The sequence below is a fragment of the Herbaspirillum sp. 1173 genome, from assembly GCF_031455335.1.
Taxonomy (GTDB): domain Bacteria; phylum Pseudomonadota; class Gammaproteobacteria; order Burkholderiales; family Burkholderiaceae_D; genus Herbaspirillum; species Herbaspirillum huttiense.
The window spans coordinates 402376-422085 of sequence record NZ_JAVDSP010000001.1 but is presented as its reverse complement, the minus strand read 5'-3'; the positions used below and the strand labels follow the sequence as shown (position 1 = coordinate 422085).

Genomic DNA, 19710 nt, shown 5'->3' with positions numbered 1-19710 from the left:
AAGAACAAAGACCGACGCCTGCTTTTATCCAAGCCCCTCCTGTTTTTCTTCTCCGTTTTGATTCATTCCTTTCTTTTCTAGGATTCAACAATGACATTCAAACCCGCTCGTCTGCTGGTGCTGCTGTTCGCCATCGCTTCCATCCCGGCCTTCGCTCAAAACCTGGCCGTCGTGAACGGCAAGGCGATCCCTTCCTCCCGCGCCGAACTGATGGTCAAGCAGATGACTGCGCAAGGCCAGCCTGACAGCCCGCAACTGCGCGGTGCCATCAAGGAAGAGCTGATCAATCGTGAAATCCTGATGCAGGAAGCCGACAAGCAAGGCCTGTCCAACAGCACCGACGTCAAGAACCAGCTGGAACTGGCCCGCCAGTCCATCGTCATCCGGGCCCTGATCGCTGACTACCTGAAGAAGAACCCGGTCTCCGACGCCGACATCAAGGCCGAATACGACAAGTTCAAGGCCCAGGCCGGCGACAAGGAATACCACGCCCGCCACATCCTGGTGGACAAGAAGGAAGACGCCGAAGCCATCATCGCCAAGCTGAAGGCCGGTACCAAGTTCGAAGACCTGGCCAAGCAATCCAAGGACACCGGTTCGGCAGCCAACGGTGGCGACCTCGACTGGGCGACCCCGGCCTCCTTCGTCAAGCCGTTCTCCGACGCCATGGTGGCCCTGAAGAAGGGTGACATCACCCAGACTCCGGTGCAGACCCAGTTCGGCTGGCACGTGATCAAGCTGGAAGATGTGCGCCCGGCCAAGGTCCCGACCCTGGACGAAGTCAAGCCGCAGATCGCCGAAGCCCTGCAACAGAAGAAGCTGCAGGCTTACCAGGAGCAACTGCGCGCCAAGGCCAAGGTGCAATAAGCCTGACGCCCTGATCGCCGAAGAGGACGGCCGCGCGCCCTCCTCTTCATCGCTCTCCCCGCATGCCCGGCCAGGTTTCCTTGCCGGGCATGTTGCTTTTTAGCTACGTTTGCACGCACAAGTTCTGCTTGAAACATCGAAAAGTCACTTGTAAACCTCGGATTTCCTCCAAAAAACCGCTGAAATTGGCTTTCCTGTCATATGGAAGACACAAATCCAGTTTCATAGTGAAGATTTATTTTTATAAAAGATTTACGCAATGAATTTTTTAAAATCATATAAATTCACTAAATAATTAAAAAAGAGGAATTTTCCTGCAGCATTTCGCGCATTTTGCGAACCATCGTTCTGATATTCTTCGACCCAGTTCCAAATAGGGACAGGCTGCGGCCGGCCACGTTGAATGCGGTCGCGGCGATAAAAGAGGTGTTTCGGGGAGAGGCACACAAGGCTGATCCACGGCGCCATCAACAACACAACATCGTGCTTTCTGGAGAGAAACCTATGAAGAAGAGTTCCATGCTGCTGCTGGCAGCCGGCCTGACCACCGGCGGCGCAGCCTTTGCCCAGTCCTCCGTGACCATCTACGGCATCGTCGACACCAGCATTCGTTATCTGAGCAATGACAATGCCCAGGGCAGCAGCAACGTGCGCATGGACAATGGCGCCATTTCCAACAGCCGTATCGGTTTCAAGGGGACCGAGGACCTGGGTGGCGGCCTGAAGGCAGTGTTCCGTCTGGAAAACGGTTTCAGCAGCGACACCGGCGCCGCCCAACAAGGTGGCCGTCTGTTCGGTCGTCAATCGTGGGTTGGCCTGGCCGGTGATTTCGGCAAGGTCTCCGTGGGCCGCCAGAACACCGCCCTGTTCGACCTGATGGCCGATCACTTCGATCCGCTGACCGTCGGCAACTACGAAACCAACTCCTGGATGCCGGCTGCCGCCACCCGCGTGCGCAGCGACAACACCGTGCGCTATGACGGCCAGTTCGGTCCCGTGGCCGCTTCCGTGAGCTACGCCTTCGGCGAGCAAGCCGGTTCGACCCGCAGCGGCAGCCAGATCAGCACCGCCCTGCGCTACAACAACGGTGGCTTCGCCATCGGTGGCGGCTTCCAGCAAACCGTGGACACCACGCCTGCACGCAACAAGGCCACGACCTACAACCTGTCGGCTTCCTACGCCTTCGGCGCGGCCAAGGTCTTCGCCGGTTACTACCGCATGAAGGACGCGACCGGCCTGAACGGTCTGTTCATGGAAACCACCAACTACTCGCTGGCCAACACCGCAGGTGGCAACACCGTCGGCGTGGAACGCAAGGATGATGGCTACTTCTTCGGTGCCAACTACCAGGCCACCGCTGCACTGAGCCTGACCGGCGGCGTGTACTACGACAAGAGCAAGAACGTGGCCTACCAGACCCTCGGCAATGTCGGCGACGGCAAGCGTTACACCGTCGTGGGCGTGGCCGAATACGCCCTGTCCAAGCGCACCCAGCTGTACACCACCGTGGACTACAACAAGGCCAAGGACGCTGCCGTGTACGAGATCACCAACTCGGCCAACGGCAAGAGCAACCTGACCACCGTCGGCGTTGGCATTCGTCACATCTTCTGATCCGGCTTGAGGACGGCGCTTTCCTTCGGGGAAGCGTCATCATCCGACCGCGCAGCAGAAACAAAAAAACGCAGTTCCGAAAGGAACTGCGTTTTTTTTCATCCTGCTTTTTCAGCCCCTACCCGAGTGCCCCGCACAGCGGGCAGTCGGAACAGGAAACTTCATTTCAAGCCATTTCCGGCTCAACCCACCCACTTGCGGGCATTGCGGAACATGCGCATCCACGGCGAATCCTCGCCCCACGATTCAGGGTGCCAGGATTGGGTCACGGTGCGGAACACGCGTTCGGCGTGCGGCATCAGGACCGTGAAGCGGCCGTCCGGGGTGGTCACCGAGGTGATGCCCTGTGGCGAACCGTTGGGGTTGAACGGATAGGCTTCCGTGGCCGCGCCGCGATGGTCGACGTAGCGCATGGCGATGAGGGCCTTGTCGATGTCGCCGGTCTGCGAGAAGTCGGCAAAACCTTCACCGTGGGCGGTGGCGATCGGTGCCTGGGTACCGGCCATGCCCTGCATGAAGATGGACGGCGAATCGGCCACTTCCACCATCACGAAACGCGCCTCGAACTGCTCGGACTTGTTGCGGGTGAACTTGGGCCAGGCTTCCGCGCCCGGGATCATGGACTTCAGGTTGCTCATCATCTGGCAGCCGTTGCAGATGCCCAGCGAGAAGGTGTCCTGGCGCTGGAAGAAGCGCGAGAACTGCTCGGCCAGCTGCGCATTGAAGAGAATCGTCTTGGCCCAGCCTTCGCCGGCGCCCAGCACGTCACCGTAGGAGAAGCCGCCCACGGCGATGAAACCCTTGAAGTCATCCAGCTTGGCACGGTTGGCGATCAGGTCGCTCATGTGCACGTCCACGGCGGTGAAGCCGGCCTTGTGCATGGCATAGGCGGTCTCGATGTGCGAGTTCACGCCCTGCTCGCGCAGGATGGCGACCTTGGGACGCGCCGCTGCGCCCAGCGACAGGTAGGGTGCGGCGATGTCTTCCTGCGGATCGAAGGTCAGCTTGGGCGTCATGCCGGGGTCGGCTGCGTCCAGCAGGCGTTCGTATTCGGCATCGGCGCAGGCCGGGTTGTCGCGCAGGCGGGCGATGCGCCAGCTGGTCTCGCTCCAGACGCGGTGCAGCTCGGCACGCGGCTGGCTGTAGATGTTCTTGGCGTCGCGCATGAATTCGATCACGTCGCGGTCGTTGGGCTTGCCGATGATATGGCTGCACGCGCCCAGGTTGTAGCTGCGCAGCACGTTCATGACGTCCGACTTCTGCTCGGCCGGAACCTGGATCACCGCACCCAGTTCTTCGCTGAACAGTGCGCGCAGGGTCAGTTCATTGCGGCGCTCGGCCACTTGCGTGGTCCAGTTCTTGGAATCGCCCCAGTCAGCGGCATGCTCGGCTTCCATGGTCAGGATGTCGAGGTTGACCGAGATGCCGGTGTGACCCGCAAAGGCCATTTCGGCCAGGGTGGCATACAGGCCGCCATCGGAACGGTCGTGGTAGGCCAGCAGGCGGTCTTCGGTATTGAGTTGCTGAATGGCGTTGAAGAAGGCCTTCAGGTCTTCTGCGCTATCCACGTCCGGGGTCTCGTTGCCGATCTGCTGCATCACCTGCGTGAGCGCCGAGGCACCCATGCGGTTCTTGCCACGGCCCAGGTCGATCAGGATCAGGACGGTTTCGCCCTTGTCCTTGCGCAGTTGCGGGGTCAGCACGCGGCGCACGTCGGTCACCGGCGCAAAGCCGGAGACGATCAGCGAGACCGGCGAGGTCACCGATTTGGCCCCCTCTTCATCGCTCCAGGTGCTGCGCATGGACAGCGAATCCTTGCCCACCGGGATCGAGATCCCCAGTGCCGGGCACAGTTCCATGCCCACGGCCTTGACGGTGTCAAACAGCGCGGCGTCCTGGCCGGGCTGGCCGCAGGCCGCCATCCAGTTGGCCGACAGCTTGATGTCGCCGATTTCGGCGATGGGCGCGGCAGCGATGTTGGTGATGGCTTCACCGACGGCCATGCGGCCAGAAGCCGGGGCGTCGATCACGGCCAGCGGGGTACGCTCGCCCATGGCCATGGCTTCGCCGAGGTAGCCTTCCAGGCCCATGGCGGTCACGGCCACGTCAGCCACCGGAACCTGCCACGGGCCGACCATCTGGTCGCGCACGGTCATGGCACCGACGCTGCGGTCACCGATGGTGATCAGGAAGGACTTGTCGGCCACGGCCGGCAGGCGCAGCACGCGCTGGGCCACGTCCACCAGCTCCATGCCGGTCAGGTCCACCGGCGGCAATTGCTTCTCGACGTGCTGCACGTCGCGGTGCATCTTGGGCGGCTTGCCCAGCAGCACATCCATGGGCATGTCGACCGGGTTGTTGTTGTGCTCGGGGTCGATGACTTTCAGCTGGCGTTCTTCGGTGGCGGTACCGACCACGGCGAAGGGGGCGCGCTCGCGCTCGCACAGGTATTTGAACAGATCCAGGTGTTCCGGCAGGATGGCCAGCACGTAACGCTCCTGGGATTCATTGCTCCAGATCTCACGCGGAGCCAGGCCGCTTTCTTCCAGCGGCACCTTGCGCAGGTCGAAGATGGCACCGCGCTTGGCATCATTGGTGATCTCGGGGAAGGCGTTGGACAGGCCGCCCGCACCCACGTCGTGGATGGACTGGATGGGATTGTCGTCACCCAGCGCCCAGCAGGCATTGATGACTTCCTGGGCACGGCGCTCCATTTCCGGGTTGCCGCGCTGGACCGAATCGAAGTCCAGATCGGCAGTATTCACGCCGGTAGCCATCGAGGACGCAGCACCACCGCCCATGCCGATGCGCATGCCGGGGCCGCCCAGCTGGATCAGCAGGCTGCCCACCGGCAGGTCGTTCTTTTTGGTGTGCTTGGCGGAAATGTTGCCCATGCCGCCGGCGATCATGATGGGCTTGTGATAGCCCATGACCTGCCCGCCCACGTTCTGCTCGTAGGTGCGGAAGTAACCGCCCAGGTTGGGACGGCCGAATTCGTTGTTGAAGGCCGCGCCACCGAGCGGGCCGTCGATCATGATCTGCAGGGGCGAAGCGATGCGCTCCGGCTTGCCGTAGATGCCGCCCTGGGCGTGTTCATCGCGCTGGTCCACCGGCTGGGCGACGTCGCGGGCGTTTTCCCACGGCTGCACCGCATGCGTGACCATCAGGTTGGACACGGTAAAGCCGGTCAGACCGGCCTTGGGCTTGGAGCCACGGCCGGTCGCACCTTCGTCGCGGATCTCGCCGCCGGCGCCGGTGGAGGCACCCGGGAACGGGGAGATGGCGGTCGGGTGGTTGTGGGTCTCGACCTTCATCAGGATGTGGGTCAGCTCGTCCGAAGCTTCATACACGTTGCCCTTGGTGGCACCACGCTGGTAGAAGCGCGAAACGGTCGCGCCCTCGATGATGGAGGAGTTGTCCGAATAGGCCACCACGGTGCCCTTGGGCGCCAGTTGATGGGTGTTCTTGATCATGCCGAACAGCGACTTGTCCTGCTTTTCGCCGTCGATGGTCCAGTCGGCATTGAAGATTTTGTGGCGGCAGTGTTCGCTGTTGGCCTGGGCGAACATCATCAGTTCGACGTCGGTCGGATTGCGCTGGGCCTTGGTGAAGGCGTCCACCAGGTAATCGATCTCGTCATCCGACAGGGCCAGGCCCAGTTCGGTGTTGGCGCGTTCCAGCGCGGCACGGCCGCCGCCGATCACGTCCACCGATTCCAGCGGCTTGGCCTGCAGTTCCGAGAACAAGCCGGCGGCGTCCTGCGGATCGCGCAGCACGGTTTCGGTCATGCGGTCGTGCAGCAGCGCGGCCACGGCCGGGATGCTGGCTTCATTCAGTTTCTTGGTCCCCCCCAGCAGGCCGGTCTTGACCTGCACGCGGAAGATGATGCCGCGCTCGACCCGGTGGATGTGGCCCATGCCGCAGTTGCGCACGATGTCGGTGGCCTTGCTGGCCCACGGCGAGATGGTACCGAAGCGCGGGATCACCACGAAGGCATCGCCCTCGTCGCTGCCATTGAAGGGATCGCCATAGGTCAGCAGGCCGTTGAGGCGTGCCTCGTCCTCCCGCGTCAGGGCCTGGGCCTGGCCGGCGTCGACGAAGTGCAGATAGCGGCCGGATACGCCGGTGATGGCGGCATCCACTGCTTGCAATTGGGTCAGAAGGCGTTGGGTACGGAAAGCGGAAAGGGCATTGGAGCCCGGCAGGATCAGCATGGCGAGGTCGAGGCAGTTAGCTTGAATCGGGAAAACCGTCGCAGCATCGCGGCAGGGACCGGTCCACCGACACCAACCGGCCCCGGATGACGCATCGCACAAGGAAAAATCGTGCAGGTCGGGGACTGGCGGAATGATGGATCGTGCGCGCGTTTGCTGGCAGAGCCGGCATTATACAGTGGACACCGCGCCAAGTCCCGCGCAAAGCGAGCGGTGGGGCCGCGCTGCCTCCAAGCGGGCGGCAGCGCGATGCAGCAGACCGCTGTCATCCGCGCCGTGTCGCCAGACGTTGTCATTTGGAGCAGAAAATGTCCCCCCTTTCGGGCAGGACGCACGTAGCCCTGCGGCAATATCCAAACTGCAAGGAAATTTCGCGGTATCATTCGGCCCGCATCGGCGCAGGGCCAGCCCGGCGATCCATGGCCGATGCCCACGACCACAGCGGCCCTGCCGCTTCCAAGACGAACAGAGTGAACAGCACACAACGACAGATCGCCGTCATCGGCGGGGGACTTTCAGGGATTTGCAGCGCCTACTTCCTGGCCGCCAGAGGCTATGAAGTTGCCGTCATCGAGCGCCGTGCGCACGTGGCCGAAGAAGCCACCTTCGGCGATTCAGGACTGTTGGCACCGGGGGCGGCCATGCCGCTGACATTACCGGGTGCCATGGCGACCTTCGCCTGCCGCTTCCAGGACGAGCCGCGGGTCCTGCTGGCCCCCGGGACCGATTTCGGCCGCCGGCGCTGGATGCGCGCCACGCGCCAGGCCCAGCACCACGATTTTGCCGGGAACAAGCTGCGCCTGACGCGCCTGTCGGCCTACGGCCAGAGCCTGACCCTGCAATTGCAGGCCCATCACAACCTGGAGCATGAAAATGGCCAGGGCGTGTTCCACCTCTTCCGCCAACCTGCCGAAGCGGCCCGCATGGCGCAGCTGGAGGAAGCCGCCGGCCAATGCGAGTTCAAGCACCAGGCCCTGGACGCGGCCGGCATCCGCACACTGGAACCGGCCTTCTCGTCGGAAGCGAAGCTCTCCGGCGCGCTCTACTACCCGGAAGACGTGGCCGGCAACTGCGTGCTGTTTGCCAAGCAGATGCGCAATGCGGCCCAGGACCTGGGGGTGAGCTTCCATTTCGATTCCACCGTCACCTCGATCAACGCCGAATTCGGCGGCCGCCTGACGCTGCACGTCAGCTCGCCTCATCTGGCCTCGCAAATGCGGGTTGATGCCGTGGTCGTGGCAGCCGGCATGTCCAGCGCCGAACTGCTGCGTCCGCTCGATACCGACCTGCCGCTGCTGGCCCTGCAGAGCTATTCGGCACTGGTACCCGTGAAAAATCCGGATGATGCACCCAGCATGGCCCTGCATGACGACAGCTACAAGGTCAGCATGACACGCCTGGGCAGCCGCATCCGCATCAGTGGCCTGCTGGGCTTCGTGCCGCAGAGCCAGACCTTGCCGCCCAAGGCGCTGCGCAACCTGCTCAAGATTGCCGGCGACTATTACCCCAATGCCGCCAACTACAACCAGGCACATTTCTGGAGCAATACCATGGCCCTGCTGCCGCACGGCCTGCCTGTGGTGGGACCGACGCGGCAAGGCAACGTCTTCGTCAACGTCGGCCACGGTGCCACCGGCTGGGCCGCCAGCGTCGGTTCGGCGCGCCTGTTGTGCGACATGATCAGCGGCGATGACAGCGAAATCCCGGTCGAAGGCTTGCTGCCGCGTGACGTGCTCGGCTGAGCGAGCAGTTGCCGAACCACGCGGTGCAGGCCGACCGCGTGCATTCTTTTCATCGATGAAAATCGCCGAAGCGCCTGCGCTGGCAGAACAATTCACTTAAAATCAAGCACCCGCGTGACCAGCGCTTGAGCAGGTGAATTTTTCTGCACTTGGCTCCCCAGCGCCGATCTTTCGCGGGTTCCAGCGATCTGCCTGCTGCACTGACGCCCATCCACTCAACGTCCCTGCCACCCCGATCATGAGCGCGCTCCATTCCGTTGCCGAGATCCGCCAGGTTGAACAAGCGGCCCTGTCCGCCCTGCCTCCTTACACCCTCATGCAGCGCGCCGGCGCGGCCATCGCCGAGCAGGCCCAGCAGTTGCTGTGCTCGACCACGGCCTCCTCGCCCTCGGTGCTGGTCCTGGCCGGTCCCGGCAACAATGGCGGTGACGCACTGGAAGCCGCCTGCCTGCTGGAAGAAGCCGGCATCGAAGTGAGCGTGCAACTGCACGCTGATGAAAGCCGCCAGCCTGCCGATGCGCGCCGTGCCTTGGCACGGGCGCGCGAGGCCGAGCTGGAGTTCATTGAAGGAACGGGGGATGTCCCGCTGCGCGCCCGCTCCTGGGCGCTGGTGATCGACGGACTGTTCGGCATCGGCCTGACGCGCCCGCCCGGCCCGGCCATGCGGCCCATCATCGAGTACATCAACAGCCTGCGCTGCCCGGTGCTGTCCATCGATGTCCCCAGCGGACTGAATGCCGATACCGGCAGCATCGTGGGCGGCCGCGAGGGCGTGGCGGTGCAGGCCACCCATACCCTGAGCTTCATCGGCGACAAGCCCGGACTGCACACCTGTGACGGCAGCGACCACAGCGGCCAGATCGTGGTCGACGCGCTGGAGATCGACACCGCCCTGCTGCCACCGGCGCGTGCCTTCCTGAATGGTCCGCAGAGTTTTGCCACCGCGCTCAAGCCACGTGCCAACAACAGCCACAAGGGCAGCTACGGCGACGTCATCGTGGTGGGCGGTGCGCGCGGCATGGCCGGAGCGCCGGTGCTGGCGGCGCGCACCGCCGCCTTCGGCGGAGCCGGACGGGTCTATGTGGCCTTCGTCGACGATGGCCCGGCCTACGACGACAAGCATCCCGAACTGATGTTCCGCCTGGCCGACCGTGTCGAATTCGGCGCCAGCGCGGCGCTGGTGATCGGCCCCGGCCTGGGTACCTCGCGCCATGCGCATGACATCCTGGCGCGGGCGCTCGACAGCGAAGCCGACATCGTGGTCGATGCCGACGCCCTGAACCTGATCTCGGCCGAACCCACGCTGCAGCACAAGCTGCATCGCCGCAGCCAGCGCAGCAAGGAGGCCTGCAGCATCATCACGCCCCATCCGCTGGAGGCAGCACGCCTGCTCGACAGCACTACCCAGCAAATCCAGCAGGACCGCCCGCAGGCCGCACGCCTGCTGGCACGCCAGTTCAACGCCATCACCGTGCTCAAGGGCGCGGGGACCGTCATTGCCTTCCCCGATGGCGAGATCGCCATCAACCCCAGCGGCAATCCTGCGCTGTCCACGGCCGGCACCGGCGACGTGCTGTCAGGCTTGTGTGGCGCGCTGCTGGCGCAGGGCTGGCCGACCCGGGCAGCGGCACTGGCGGCCACCTGGATCCACGGCGCCGCCGCCGACCAGTTGGTGGCGGCCGGCCAGGGCCCGGTGGGGCTGACCGCCAGCGAATTCATCCCGGCCATCCGTGCCGTGTTCAACCAGATCCTCCGAGACCATGTCCAGCGCCGTCCTGCCTTACATCCGCATCGCCCACAACCATAAGCTGGGCATCATTTTCCTCATCGCGGGCCTGTGGACGCTGTCCTTGCTCGATACGGCCGGCAAGCTGCTGGCGCTGGCCGGGTATCACGTGGTGATGATTGCGTGGATGCGCTACACCATCAACCTGTTCTTCATGGCGGCCACGCTGGCACCGCTCTACCGGCGGCGTCACGGGCGCAGCATCCTGAAGTCGAACCGGCTGGGACTGCAGTTGGGGCGCGGCGCACTGCTGCTGGCCTCGACGCTGATTTTCTTCTCGGTGTTGAAGATCGTACCGCTGGCCGAAGGCACGGCCATGAACTTCTGCGCGCCCATGATCGTGCTGGCGATCTCTCCCTGGCTGCTGGGCGAGCGCAGCTATCTGTCACGCTGGATTGCGGTGCTGATCGGTTTTACGGGCATGCTGATCGTGATCCGCCCCAGCGGCGACATCCCGCCGGTGGGCGTGGCGCTGGGCCTGGTCTCGGCCTTCACCCAAGCCTTGCTATCCATCCTCAACCGCAAGGCCAGCCAGGCGGACAATCCGATGGTGACGCTGTTCTATGGCGCGCTGGTGGGCAGCATCGTCTCGACGCTGCTGGTGCCCTTCTTCTGGACCAGCCATACGCCGACGGTGGTGGAACTGGCGATCCTGGTGTCGACCGGCATCACCAGCACCATCGGCCATTTCCTGCAGAACTCGGCCTACCGGCACGCGGAAGCCTCGGTGCTCACGCCCTTCTTCTACGCCCAGATCATCTCGGCCTGCGGCATGGGCTGGCTGGTCTTCGGGCAGTTCCCGGACCAGATCACGGTACTGGGCATTGCCATCATCTGCGCCAGCGGCATCGGCATTGCCTATATCGAACACAAGCGGGCGCACCCGCTGCCGCCGGCCGATCCGATGGAATCCGTCTGATCGGTCGGATTTACTTCACCAGCCGCCCGGTCGCGATGGTCAGGGTGCGCTCGCAGCGCGCCGCGATGCCGGGGTCATGGGTCACCAGCACCAGGGTGGAGCCGCGCTCGCGGTTCAGTTCGAACATCAGCTGGATGACCGATTCTCCTGTCGCCGCATCGAGGCTGCCAGTCGGTTCATCGGCAAACAGCAACGGCGGTTCGGTCACGAAGGCGCGTGCCAGCGCCACCCGCTGCTGCTCACCGCCGGAGAGGTATTTGGGATAGTGCTTCAGCCTGCTGCCCAGGCCGACCCGGCCCAGCATCTGCTCGGCCTTGGCCCGCGCTTGGCCATCACCGCGCAGTTCCAGCGGCAGCATCACGTTTTCCAAGGCATTGAGGTGCCCGAGCAACTGGAAGGACTGGAACACGAACCCCAGCTTGCGCTTTCTCAGCAGCGCCCGGCCGTCTTCGTCGAGGGCATAGATGTCTTCGCCATCAAGCCGCACGGAACCTTCGCTGGGCGTATCCAGTCCAGCCAACAGGCCCAGCAAGGTGGACTTGCCGGAGCCGGAGGCGCCGACGATGGCCACCGTGGTCCCGGCGGCCACGGTAAAATCGATGTCGCTCAGGATGGTCAGCCGGCCGGCAGGCGCGGAGACATCGGCAACGTGTTTGGATAACTGAAGGACTTCAATGGCGGCAATGACGGCGGAACTGGCAGGAGCGGAAGCAGGCATGCAGGGCAATCGGGCAAGAGGGTCCGGAACAGGGGCGAGGCGCAAGGCGCTGTTGGGCGCGGCAGTGCGGCTGCTGGCGGGCGTCGCGCTGGTGGTTGCGGCGACGAGCGCTTATTCTGCCCCAAAAAACCTGCTCGTGCTCGGCGACAGCCTCTCGGCCGAATACGGGCTGCAGCGCGGCACCGGCTGGACCGGACTGCTGCAGCAGCGGCTGCAACAGAGCAAGGCGGATTACCGGGTGGTCAACGCCAGCATCAGCGGCGACACCACCATCGGCGGGCGCAACCGCTTGCCGGCGCTGATGACGCAGCACAAGCCGGAGGTCCTGGTGATCGAACTGGGCGCCAACGATGCCCTGCGCGGCCTGCCGCTGAAGACCAGCCAGGACAACCTGCAGGCCATGATCAACCTGGCGCGCCAGCAGAAGGCCAAGGTGCTGCTGGTGGGCATGCAGATTCCGCCCAATTACGGCCCCGACTACACGCGCCGCTTCGCAGGGATGTTCCAGGAGCTGGCCAAGAGCAACAAGGTGGCACTGGTGCCGTTCTTCTTCGAGGGGATTGCCGCCGATCTTTCGCTGTTCCAGGCCGACCGCATCCATCCTAATGAACAGGCCCAGCCCAGGCTGCTGGACAATGTGTGGCCGTATCTGAAGCCGCTGGTCGGGGTGAAGTAAGCCTCCTCAGCGCAGCAACACAAAACAAAGCCCCTGTGCCATCGCTGGTCGCAGGGGCTATTTCATTGAGCGCAGGCGCTTCAATGCCGCGCGTACAACTCCAGGAATCGCCGCAGCAATCCGGTCGATTGCGGCGTGTCACACACCTTCTCGCACAGCGCCTGGGCATCGATGCCACAGCCACGATAGATATCGGTGTAGTAATGCAGGTGCGCCCGCACGAACTCCGGCGAAAACTCGGGATGGAACTGGGTCGAATAGACGTTGTGCTTGTGCTTGATGACGTGGTGGGGATCCATCGGCGAACGCGCCATGACGATGGCATCCTTGGGCGGACGCAGCACCGACTGCATGTGCAGCATGTGGGCCGGGAACTCCGAAGGCAGCACGCCCAGCAATTCATCCTGGCGGCAGCATTCCAGCGTCTTCACGTGCATGGTGCCGGCCGCGCGGCCGGCCGGGTTGTAGCCGACTTCGCCGCCAAAGGCGTGGGTCAGCAGCTGGTGGCCGTAGCAGATGCCAAACATGGGGGTGTCGAGCTCGGCAGCGTCGCGGATCCATTCGGCGGTCCGTTCGCTCCAGTCTTCCTTGTCGGTCACCATGGCCGGTGAGCCGGTGATGAAGACTGCCCGGTAGCTGCGCGGGCAGGACGGGCGCTGGCCTTCATAAACGGTGACGACTTCGATCTCGGTGTGGCACAGGCCGGCAGCGCAGCCTATCTGGTCGGCGTAACCACCGTAGTTGGTCTTGAGGGCGGGATTGGCATCGCCGGTTTGTATGATCAGGACTGGGGCAGGCATAAAAACGTGGTCGTATTCAGGGCAAGACTCGCATCGGACGTACTCCTCGTGGAAATACCCCCTGCGATGCTTTTCGAATGTCGACTGGAGAAAGCGACAACAAGTACGGCAGCCGTTTGTTTCCGAAACGGCGCAACATGACGTGCGGATGACAGGAAATTCATCTCGACAGCACAAAAACTGCCTTTTCCCGCTAGATGGAAAGCTGACGAAACGCCAACGGCGATGGAAGAAATGAAGCGGATTCCCCGGTGCCGGCTCCCTTGTGCATCCCGCCCGAATGCAGCGCCGGTGTCCATGATGAAACAAAAAGGGCCGCTGGAAAAGCGGCACGTGTAAATTTTTTAGTAAATTGTGGCAGTCATGCCGACAATTCCCCGCCTTGGGGCGGCACTGCGCACCGATTCACGATCCCGGTGCGCCCTCTGCACGCATTGCCCCAAAGGCGGGCCATGCCCTTCACCTTACTTGGCGGCGTCATCCGCGCTGACGGCGGCGGCGCCCTTCAACAGCTTGGTCTTGGCCTTCTCGCGCAGATAGTCCAGGTAACCCAGTGCTTCCTGCTGCGACAAGGCGGCGGTGATCTGTTCCTGCTCGGCCTTGCGGCGCGCGGTGTCGACCGTCTTGGGCTGTTCCACCTTGGTGATGCGGTAGATCTGGTAGCCCATGCCCGGGGTCTCGGCGCCGACGTAGGCCGGCAGCTTGGCGGTATCGGCCTTCATGACGGCGTTGAAGGCTTCCTGGGTCCAGCCCTCGGACTTCACGCGCGAGACCACCTTGGCATCGCTGAAACCAGTCGCATCATCCTTGGCTTGCAGCTGCGCCAGACGTTCCTGGCCGGCCTTGACCGCCAGCGACTGCTCTTCGGCCAACAGAACGGCCTTCTGCACATCGGCCTTGACTTCCTCGAACGGACGCTTGGCCACCGGCTTGTAGCTGGTCATGCGGCCGGCCACCAAGGTGTTGGGGGCGGTCTGCACGGCTTCGGTATTGTGCTTGGCCTTGATCACGTCGTCGGTGAACAGGGCGGACAGGAATTTGCCGTTGTTGTACGGCGCAGCGCCGGCGGCCGGATTCGGGTTGCGGGTCACGCCCGAGGCGGTCTGGATCTTCAGCTTGAGCTTGTCGGAGACGGCCTTGAGGCTGTCGCCGTTTTCATAGACCAGGTTGTTGAACTGGTCGGCCATTTCGGAATACTTCTTGGCGGCGATCTGCTTCTTGATCTCGGCTCCGATCTCGGCCTTGACCGACTCCAGCGGCTTGACCGACGCCGGCTTGATACCGGTCACTTCGATGACGTGATAACCGAAATCGGATTCGACCGGATCGCTGATCTCACCCTGCTTCAGGCTGAAGGCGGCATCGGCGAAGGGTTTGACCATCGCACCACGGCTGAAGTAACCCAGGTCGCCGCCATTGTCGGCCGAACCCGGATCCTGCGAATTGGCCTTGGCCAGCTTGGCGAAGTCGCCCGGGTTCTTGCGCAGCTGCGCCACCAGGCCTTCGGCCTTGGTCTTGGCGGCAGCCTTGTCGGCGGCCGAGGCATCCTTCTTGACAGTGATCAGGATGTGGCTGGCGCGACGCTGTTCTTCAGTGGCGTACTGCTTCTGGTTCTGCTCGTAGTAGGCCTTGATGTCGTCATCGGTGACGCTGGCCTGGGCGGCCACGGCAGCGGCATCCAGCACCACGTATTCGATGTCGGCCTGTTCCGGAGTCTCGAAACGGGCGCCGTTCTTGTCGTAGTAGGCCTTGAGCATGTCATCGCTCACCTTGACCTGGCCGGCGTAGCTGTCCGGCTTGAAGTTGAGCATCTGGACCGTGCGCTCCTGGTCGTTCAGGCTGGACAGGTTCTCGGCCACGGTCTTGGGGGCGAAGGCGGTGGTCTGGATGGCGGCATTGAGCTGCTGCAGGGCCATCTCGCGGCGCAGGCCGGCTTCGTAGGATTTCTGGGTCATGCCCTGGGCCGCCAGCAGCACGCGATACTGCTCATTGTCAAAGCTGCCGTCCGGCTTGGTCAGGCCGGGGATCTGCAGGATGCTTTGCTGCAGCACCTGGTCCGGCACCACCAGCTTGCTGGCCACCACTTCGGCACCCAGGGCGCGCTGGGCGATCAGGTTGTCGAGGATGGCACGGCGCGCCTGCGGGCTGTCGAAGATCTTGCTGTCGAACTGATTGCCGTACACCTGGCGCATGCGGTCCAGCTGCTGGCGATGCGCGGCATCCCACTCTTCCTTGGTGATGGTCTGGCCGGCCACCTTGGCCACGCCGTTGTCGTCGGTCAGGCGGCTGTAGCCTTCCAGGCCGAAGAAAGCGAACGACGGGAAGATGAACAGCAGCAGCAGGAACTGCATCAGACGCTGGTGAGTACGAATGAAATCAAACATGTATAGCCAATCAATAAACGATCTGGTCAATGAAGGACAGCGGGGTTCAGCGCAGACTGCCGCTGGTGCGCGCCCATAAGAAAAAAGGCGAACTCGCGTTCGCCCTGATCCGGCGCAGGCCCGTCAGGCCCGGGAGACACAACGCACACCGTCGTGCTCGCGCGACATTATACACATGCCAATGCCGGGCGGCATCTTTGGCAAGGCTGCCGCTAGCGGTCCATCTGGGCCAGGGCCACGCTGCGCAACTGGAAGCGGCCGTCGTTGTTGAACAGCCAGCTCTCCGACAGTTCGATGCGGCCCTGCTTGAGCAGCGCCGGCGGCGGCTTGGGGAAGGGCGTGGCCGATTTCAGGCTGCCCAGGGCGCTGGCTTCGGCGTGCTTGTCGCGGTTGCTGCGCAGGATCTCGCTCTTGACCAGATTGCCGTCGCCATCGACCACGTACTTGATGACGATCACCGAGCGCAGCAAGGCCTGGGGGCGTTCCACGTAGACACTGGTGAAGTTGACCTGCGAAATGCGTTTGGCCAGGTCGACCTTGTAGCCATCCACGGACGTCGCTGTGGAGGTGGCGTCCTCGGTGGTCTTCTTCTGCTCGATCAGGGAGCGCGCCAGCGCATCACGCTCCTGCTGGGTGCTCTCGGGTGCGGAGCAGGCCGCCAGCATGGCAGCAATGCCCAAGCCCGACATCGCCAGGCGCACGCCCGGCCGGCGGGCGGGCCTACCGTATTTATTCATTTTCTCCTCCTGATCACTGGCCGATCTTGCTTCACTCGCCGCATGGCGTCAATGAATGATCGGACCGAATTTGGACAGCGTTGCGCCGCCCGGATTCCCTCGCCGCGAGAGCTTCCAAGATGATCCATAGCTTCAATCTATAGCAAGGATTCCGGGCTGCTATCACAGCAGGGGGTGTCATCCAGCAGTCATATTTGGCCCGTACCATCCGCTTGCCTCTGAACGGGCCAGTCCATCCGGCGAAAGTCCGCATGGGGACTGCCTTTGGGGAACATCGCGAACCAGCTGGAAACCCTCCGAAATGATGCAGACACCCTCTTCCGCCGCCGCCCTTGCGATGCCGGTTTGCCCGCCTGATGACACCGACGGCAACGCGCGTTTCCTGTCGGTGCGCGGCATCGACAAGCGTTTCGGCGCCTTCACCGCGCTGGACGGCGTTTCGCTGGAAGTGCGCCAAGGCGAGATGGTCTGCCTTCTGGGTCCCTCGGGCTGCGGCAAGACCACCCTGCTGCGCACCATCGCCGGCCTGGAGCGCCAGGATGCCGGCCAGATCTTCGCCGCTGGCCGCGACATTTCCGATCTGCCGCCGCAATCGCGCGATTACGGCATCCTGTTCCAGTCCTACGCCCTCTTCCCGAATCTGACCGTGGCCGACAACGTCGCCTACGGCCTGCGCAATATGAAGCGCCAGGCACGCCAGGAGCGCGTCACGGAAATGCTCTCCATGGTCGGCCTGGCCGGCAGCCAATCCAAGTATCCCGGCCAGCTTTCAGGCGGCCAGCAGCAACGGGTGGCCCTGGCGCGCGCGCTGGCCCCCTCGCCTTCGCTGCTGTTGCTCGACGAACCGCTCTCGGCCCTGGACGCGCAGGTGCGCGAACACCTGCAACTGGAAATCCGCCGCCTGCAGAAGCAATTCCGCATCACTACCCTGATGGTCACGCACGATCAGGAAGAAGCCATGGTCATGGCCGACCGCATCGCCGTCATGCAGCATGGCCGCATCGAACAGTTCGGCACGCCCGCCGAGATCTACCGTCGCCCGGCCACGCCCTTCGTGGCGGATTTCATCGGCCACGCCAACTGGCTGCCGTTTTCGCGCATCTCGGGTTCGCAGGTCACGGTCGGGGCCTTGCGCTTCGAAGTCCGCCCTGAAGAAGCGGAGCTGCAAACCGGCCGCCTGTTCTGCCGCCCCGAAGCCGTGGAACTGTTTGCTACCGAGTCCTGCGCCAACCGCTTCCAGGCGCGCGTGATCGATCGCATCTATCTCGGCAACCGCTATCGCCTGGCCTTGGCGGCCGATGCCCTGCCGGGCCAGACGCTGCTGGCCGATGTCAGCGGTGAATCGCACGAGCGCCTGGCCGATTTGCCGGCGCACGACGGACTGTGGGTGGCGCTGCCGCGTCAGGCCCTGCAGGTCTTTGCCTGAGCCGGACCGTTCATGACGATGCAATCTTCCTTGCCGCCCACCTCCCCCATGCCTGCCCTGGCGCGCGATCGCACCCAAGCTGGCGCCCCAGCGGCGCGGCGTTCCCCGACCGACCGCAGCCAGCGGCTGCCGGGCGCGATGAAATGGATGCTGCTGGCCCTGCTCCTGCTGGGTCTGGGCGGACCGCTGCTGTTCATCCTGGCGCAAGCCGTGCTGACGCCCGAGGGCAACTGGGCGGGCAGCCAGCCCTTCGTGACCCTGTTCTCCAACATCAATTTCCTGCCCATGCTGGGGCGCAGCCTGTGGGTCTCTACAGTGACCGCCGTGGTGACGGTACCGCTGGCCTATGTGTTCGCCTACGCCCTGCAGCGCACCTGCATTCCCTTCAAAGGCCTGTGGCGTGGCATCGGCCTGCTGCCGCTGCTGGCACCGTCGTTGTTGCCCGGTATCGCGCTGATCTACCTGTTCGGCAACCAGGGGCTGTTCAAGGAGTGGATGGATGGCAGCATCTACGGCTTCTGGGGCATCCTGCTGGGTGAAGTGTTCTACACCTTCCCGCATGCCATGATGATCCTGCTGTCGGCGCTGTCGCAGGCCGATGGCCGGCTGTACGACGCGGCGCACGCCATGGGCGCCTCGCGCTGGCGCATCTTCACTACCGTCACCCTGCCGGCCACGCGTTACGGCATCTTCGGTGCACTGTGCCTGGTGTTCACGCTCACCATCACCGACTTCGGCGTACCCAAGATCACCGGCGGCGCCTACAGCGTGCTGGCCGTGGAAGCCTACAAGGCGGTGGTCGGCCAGCAGCAGTTCGGACGCGGTGCCCTGATCGGCTTGCTGCTGCTGGTGCCGGCCCTGCTGACCTTTGCGCTGGACGCCTGGCTGCAGCGGCGCCAGCGCGCCACCATGAGCAGCCGCTCCGAAGCTTACGTTCCCCGCCCCGACTGGCGCCGTGATGGCATCAACCTGCTGGCGGTGGCCCTGATTGCGGCCGCCATCCTGATGATGATCGTGGTGGCCATGGGGGCTTCTCTGGTCAAGCTGTGGCCCTACAACCTGCAACTGACGCTGCAGCACTACGACTTCGACAACATGGATGGCGGCGGCTGGCTGGCCTACTGGAACAGCCTGAAACTGGCCTGCGGCACCAGCGTGGCCGGGACCCTGGTCATCTTCACCGGTGCCTGGCTGATGGAAAAGACGCGTGGCCAGGCCTGGCTCGCCCCCCTGCTGCGCATGCTGAGTTTCCTGCCGATGGCCGTGCCCGGGCTGGTGCTGGGTCTGGGCAGCCTGCTGTTCTTCAACCATCCGTCCAATCCGTTCAATTTCCTCTACGGGACCATGACGCTGCTGGTGCTCTGCTCCATCGTGCACTTCTACACCACGGCCCATCTCACCGCCGTCACCGCGCTCAAGCAGCTCGATCCTGAATTCGAAGCGGCCTCGCTGTCGCTGAAGGTGCCTCTGCTGCAGACCTTCCTGCGCGTGACGGTGCCGCTGTGCCTGCCGCAGATGCTGGAGATCTTCCGCTACCTGTTCGTGTCCTCGATGACCACGGTGTCGGCGGTGATCTTCCTGTATCGCCCGGATACGGTACTGGCCTCGGTGGCGGTGTTGAACATGGACGACGCCGGCGATGTCGGCCCGGCGGCCGCCATGTCCACGCTGATCCTGCTGACCTCGGCTGCAGCCTCGCTCTTCATGCACCTGGCCGGCAGCCGCTGGCTGGCGCGGGCCCAGGCCTGGCGCCGTGGACGCGCGCATTGAGCCGGACCGGCAGCCCTACGATTTCTCCACCTTGCGTCCCCGACGCGTTTTCAACCC

At 63.8% G+C, this 19710-nt stretch carries 13 protein-coding genes; 8 read left to right on the top strand and 5 right to left on the bottom strand.

Translation table 11 applies throughout. The features are described from left to right. Positions 1-90: 90 nt before the first annotated feature. Both J2X56_RS01940 and J2X56_RS01935 read left to right on the top strand, forming a co-directional pair. Positions 91-867, top strand: a complete 777-nt coding sequence (locus J2X56_RS01940) for a peptidylprolyl isomerase (RefSeq protein WP_121040097.1) — start codon at positions 91-93, stop codon at positions 865-867. A 504-nt stretch (positions 868-1371) separates the two neighbouring features. Next, positions 1372-2481, top strand: a complete 1110-nt coding sequence (locus J2X56_RS01935) for a porin (protein WP_310157796.1) — start codon at positions 1372-1374, stop codon at positions 2479-2481. A gap of 182 nt (positions 2482-2663) precedes the next feature. On the opposite strand, the gene purL is transcribed toward J2X56_RS01935, so the two are convergent. Next, positions 2664-6695, bottom strand: a complete 4032-nt coding sequence (gene purL, locus J2X56_RS01930) for a phosphoribosylformylglycinamidine synthase (protein ID WP_310157793.1) — start codon at positions 6693-6695, stop codon at positions 2664-2666. 470 nt (positions 6696-7165) lie between these two features. On the opposite strand from purL, the gene J2X56_RS01925 reads away from it, so the two are divergent. The 3 genes from J2X56_RS01925 (at position 7166) to J2X56_RS01915 (ending at position 11142) form a co-directional block, all read left to right on the top strand. Further along, positions 7166-8437 carry an FAD-dependent oxidoreductase gene (locus J2X56_RS01925; RefSeq protein WP_134136246.1) on the top strand — a complete coding sequence of 424 codons (1272 nt, stop codon included), beginning with the start codon at positions 7166-7168 and terminating at the stop codon, positions 8435-8437. A gap of 238 nt (positions 8438-8675) precedes the next feature. Beyond that, complete coding sequence (locus J2X56_RS01920) at positions 8676-10244, top strand: NAD(P)H-hydrate dehydratase (protein ID WP_134136244.1); 1569 nt, start codon at positions 8676-8678, stop codon at positions 10242-10244. Further along, the gene (locus J2X56_RS01915) at positions 10198-11142 is read left to right on the top strand and encodes a DMT family transporter (RefSeq protein WP_121040085.1); all 945 of its coding nucleotides are present in this window, start codon (positions 10198-10200) and stop codon (positions 11140-11142) included. Before J2X56_RS01920 ends, J2X56_RS01915 begins: the two co-directional genes overlap by 47 nt. A 10-nt stretch (positions 11143-11152) precedes the next feature. On the opposite strand, the gene J2X56_RS01910 is transcribed toward J2X56_RS01915, so the two are convergent. Continuing rightward, entirely contained in the window at positions 11153-11860 is a 708-nt protein-coding gene (locus tag J2X56_RS01910) for an ABC transporter ATP-binding protein (protein WP_310157783.1), read from the bottom strand. Here J2X56_RS01910 and J2X56_RS01905 point away from each other — a divergent pair. Further along, positions 11859-12536, top strand: coding sequence for an arylesterase (locus tag J2X56_RS01905; RefSeq protein WP_199725024.1), 678 nt, complete (start codon positions 11859-11861; stop codon positions 12534-12536). The genes J2X56_RS01910 and J2X56_RS01905 overlap by 2 nt on opposite strands. Positions 12537-12616: 80 nt before the next feature. On the opposite strand, the gene J2X56_RS01900 is transcribed toward J2X56_RS01905, so the two are convergent. The 3 genes from J2X56_RS01900 to J2X56_RS01890 all read right to left on the bottom strand — a co-directional run bounded on the left by J2X56_RS01900 (position 12617) and on the right by J2X56_RS01890 (position 16457). After that, on the bottom strand, positions 12617-13336 hold the full coding sequence (locus J2X56_RS01900; protein WP_039788210.1) for a glutamine amidotransferase: 720 nt from the start codon (positions 13334-13336) through the stop codon (positions 12617-12619). Between the two features lie 464 nt (positions 13337-13800). Next, the gene (locus J2X56_RS01895) at positions 13801-15720 is read right to left on the bottom strand and encodes a SurA N-terminal domain-containing protein (protein ID WP_121040079.1); all 1920 of its coding nucleotides are present in this window, start codon (positions 15718-15720) and stop codon (positions 13801-13803) included. 212 nt (positions 15721-15932) lie between these two features. Beyond that, entirely contained in the window at positions 15933-16457 is a 525-nt protein-coding gene (locus tag J2X56_RS01890; protein ID WP_199725023.1) for a TonB C-terminal domain-containing protein, read from the bottom strand. Positions 16458-16794: 337 nt separating this feature from the next. Between J2X56_RS01890 and J2X56_RS01885 the strand changes: the two genes are divergently transcribed. Together J2X56_RS01885 and J2X56_RS01880 are read left to right on the top strand one after the other, a co-directional pair. Next, positions 16795-17883, top strand: coding sequence for a putative 2-aminoethylphosphonate ABC transporter ATP-binding protein (locus J2X56_RS01885; protein ID WP_121040370.1), 1089 nt, complete (start codon positions 16795-16797; stop codon positions 17881-17883). A gap of 12 nt (positions 17884-17895) precedes the next feature. Beyond that, on the top strand, positions 17896-19653 hold the full coding sequence (locus J2X56_RS01880; protein ID WP_209569026.1) for a putative 2-aminoethylphosphonate ABC transporter permease subunit: 1758 nt from the start codon (positions 17896-17898) through the stop codon (positions 19651-19653). Positions 19654-19710 lie beyond the last annotated feature (57 nt).

Excerpts from the sequence above, each read along its gene's own strand:
- J2X56_RS01940 (WP_121040097.1), top strand. The coding sequence starts at position 91 with ATGACATTCAAACCCGCTCGTCTGCTGGTGCTGCTGTTCGCCATCGCT.
- J2X56_RS01935 (WP_310157796.1), top strand. The coding sequence starts at position 1,372 with ATGAAGAAGAGTTCCATGCTGCTGCTGGCAGCCGGCCTGACCACCGGC.
- purL (WP_310157793.1), bottom strand. The coding sequence starts at position 6,695 with ATGCTGATCCTGCCGGGCTCCAATGCCCTTTCCGCTTTCCGTACCCAA.
- J2X56_RS01920 (WP_134136244.1), top strand. The coding sequence starts at position 8,676 with ATGAGCGCGCTCCATTCCGTTGCCGAGATCCGCCAGGTTGAACAAGCG.
- J2X56_RS01915 (WP_121040085.1), top strand. The coding sequence starts at position 10,198 with ATGTCCAGCGCCGTCCTGCCTTACATCCGCATCGCCCACAACCATAAG.
- J2X56_RS01905 (WP_199725024.1), top strand. The coding sequence starts at position 11,859 with ATGCAGGGCAATCGGGCAAGAGGGTCCGGAACAGGGGCGAGGCGCAAG.
- J2X56_RS01910 (WP_310157783.1), bottom strand. The coding sequence starts at position 11,860 with ATGCCTGCTTCCGCTCCTGCCAGTTCCGCCGTCATTGCCGCCATTGAA.
- J2X56_RS01900 (WP_039788210.1), bottom strand. The coding sequence starts at position 13,336 with ATGCCTGCCCCAGTCCTGATCATACAAACCGGCGATGCCAATCCCGCC.
- J2X56_RS01895 (WP_121040079.1), bottom strand. The coding sequence starts at position 15,720 with ATGTTTGATTTCATTCGTACTCACCAGCGTCTGATGCAGTTCCTGCTG.
- J2X56_RS01890 (WP_199725023.1), bottom strand. The coding sequence starts at position 16,457 with ATGAATAAATACGGTAGGCCCGCCCGCCGGCCGGGCGTGCGCCTGGCG.
- J2X56_RS01885 (WP_121040370.1), top strand. The coding sequence starts at position 16,795 with ATGCCGGTTTGCCCGCCTGATGACACCGACGGCAACGCGCGTTTCCTG.
- J2X56_RS01880 (WP_209569026.1), top strand. The coding sequence starts at position 17,896 with ATGACGATGCAATCTTCCTTGCCGCCCACCTCCCCCATGCCTGCCCTG.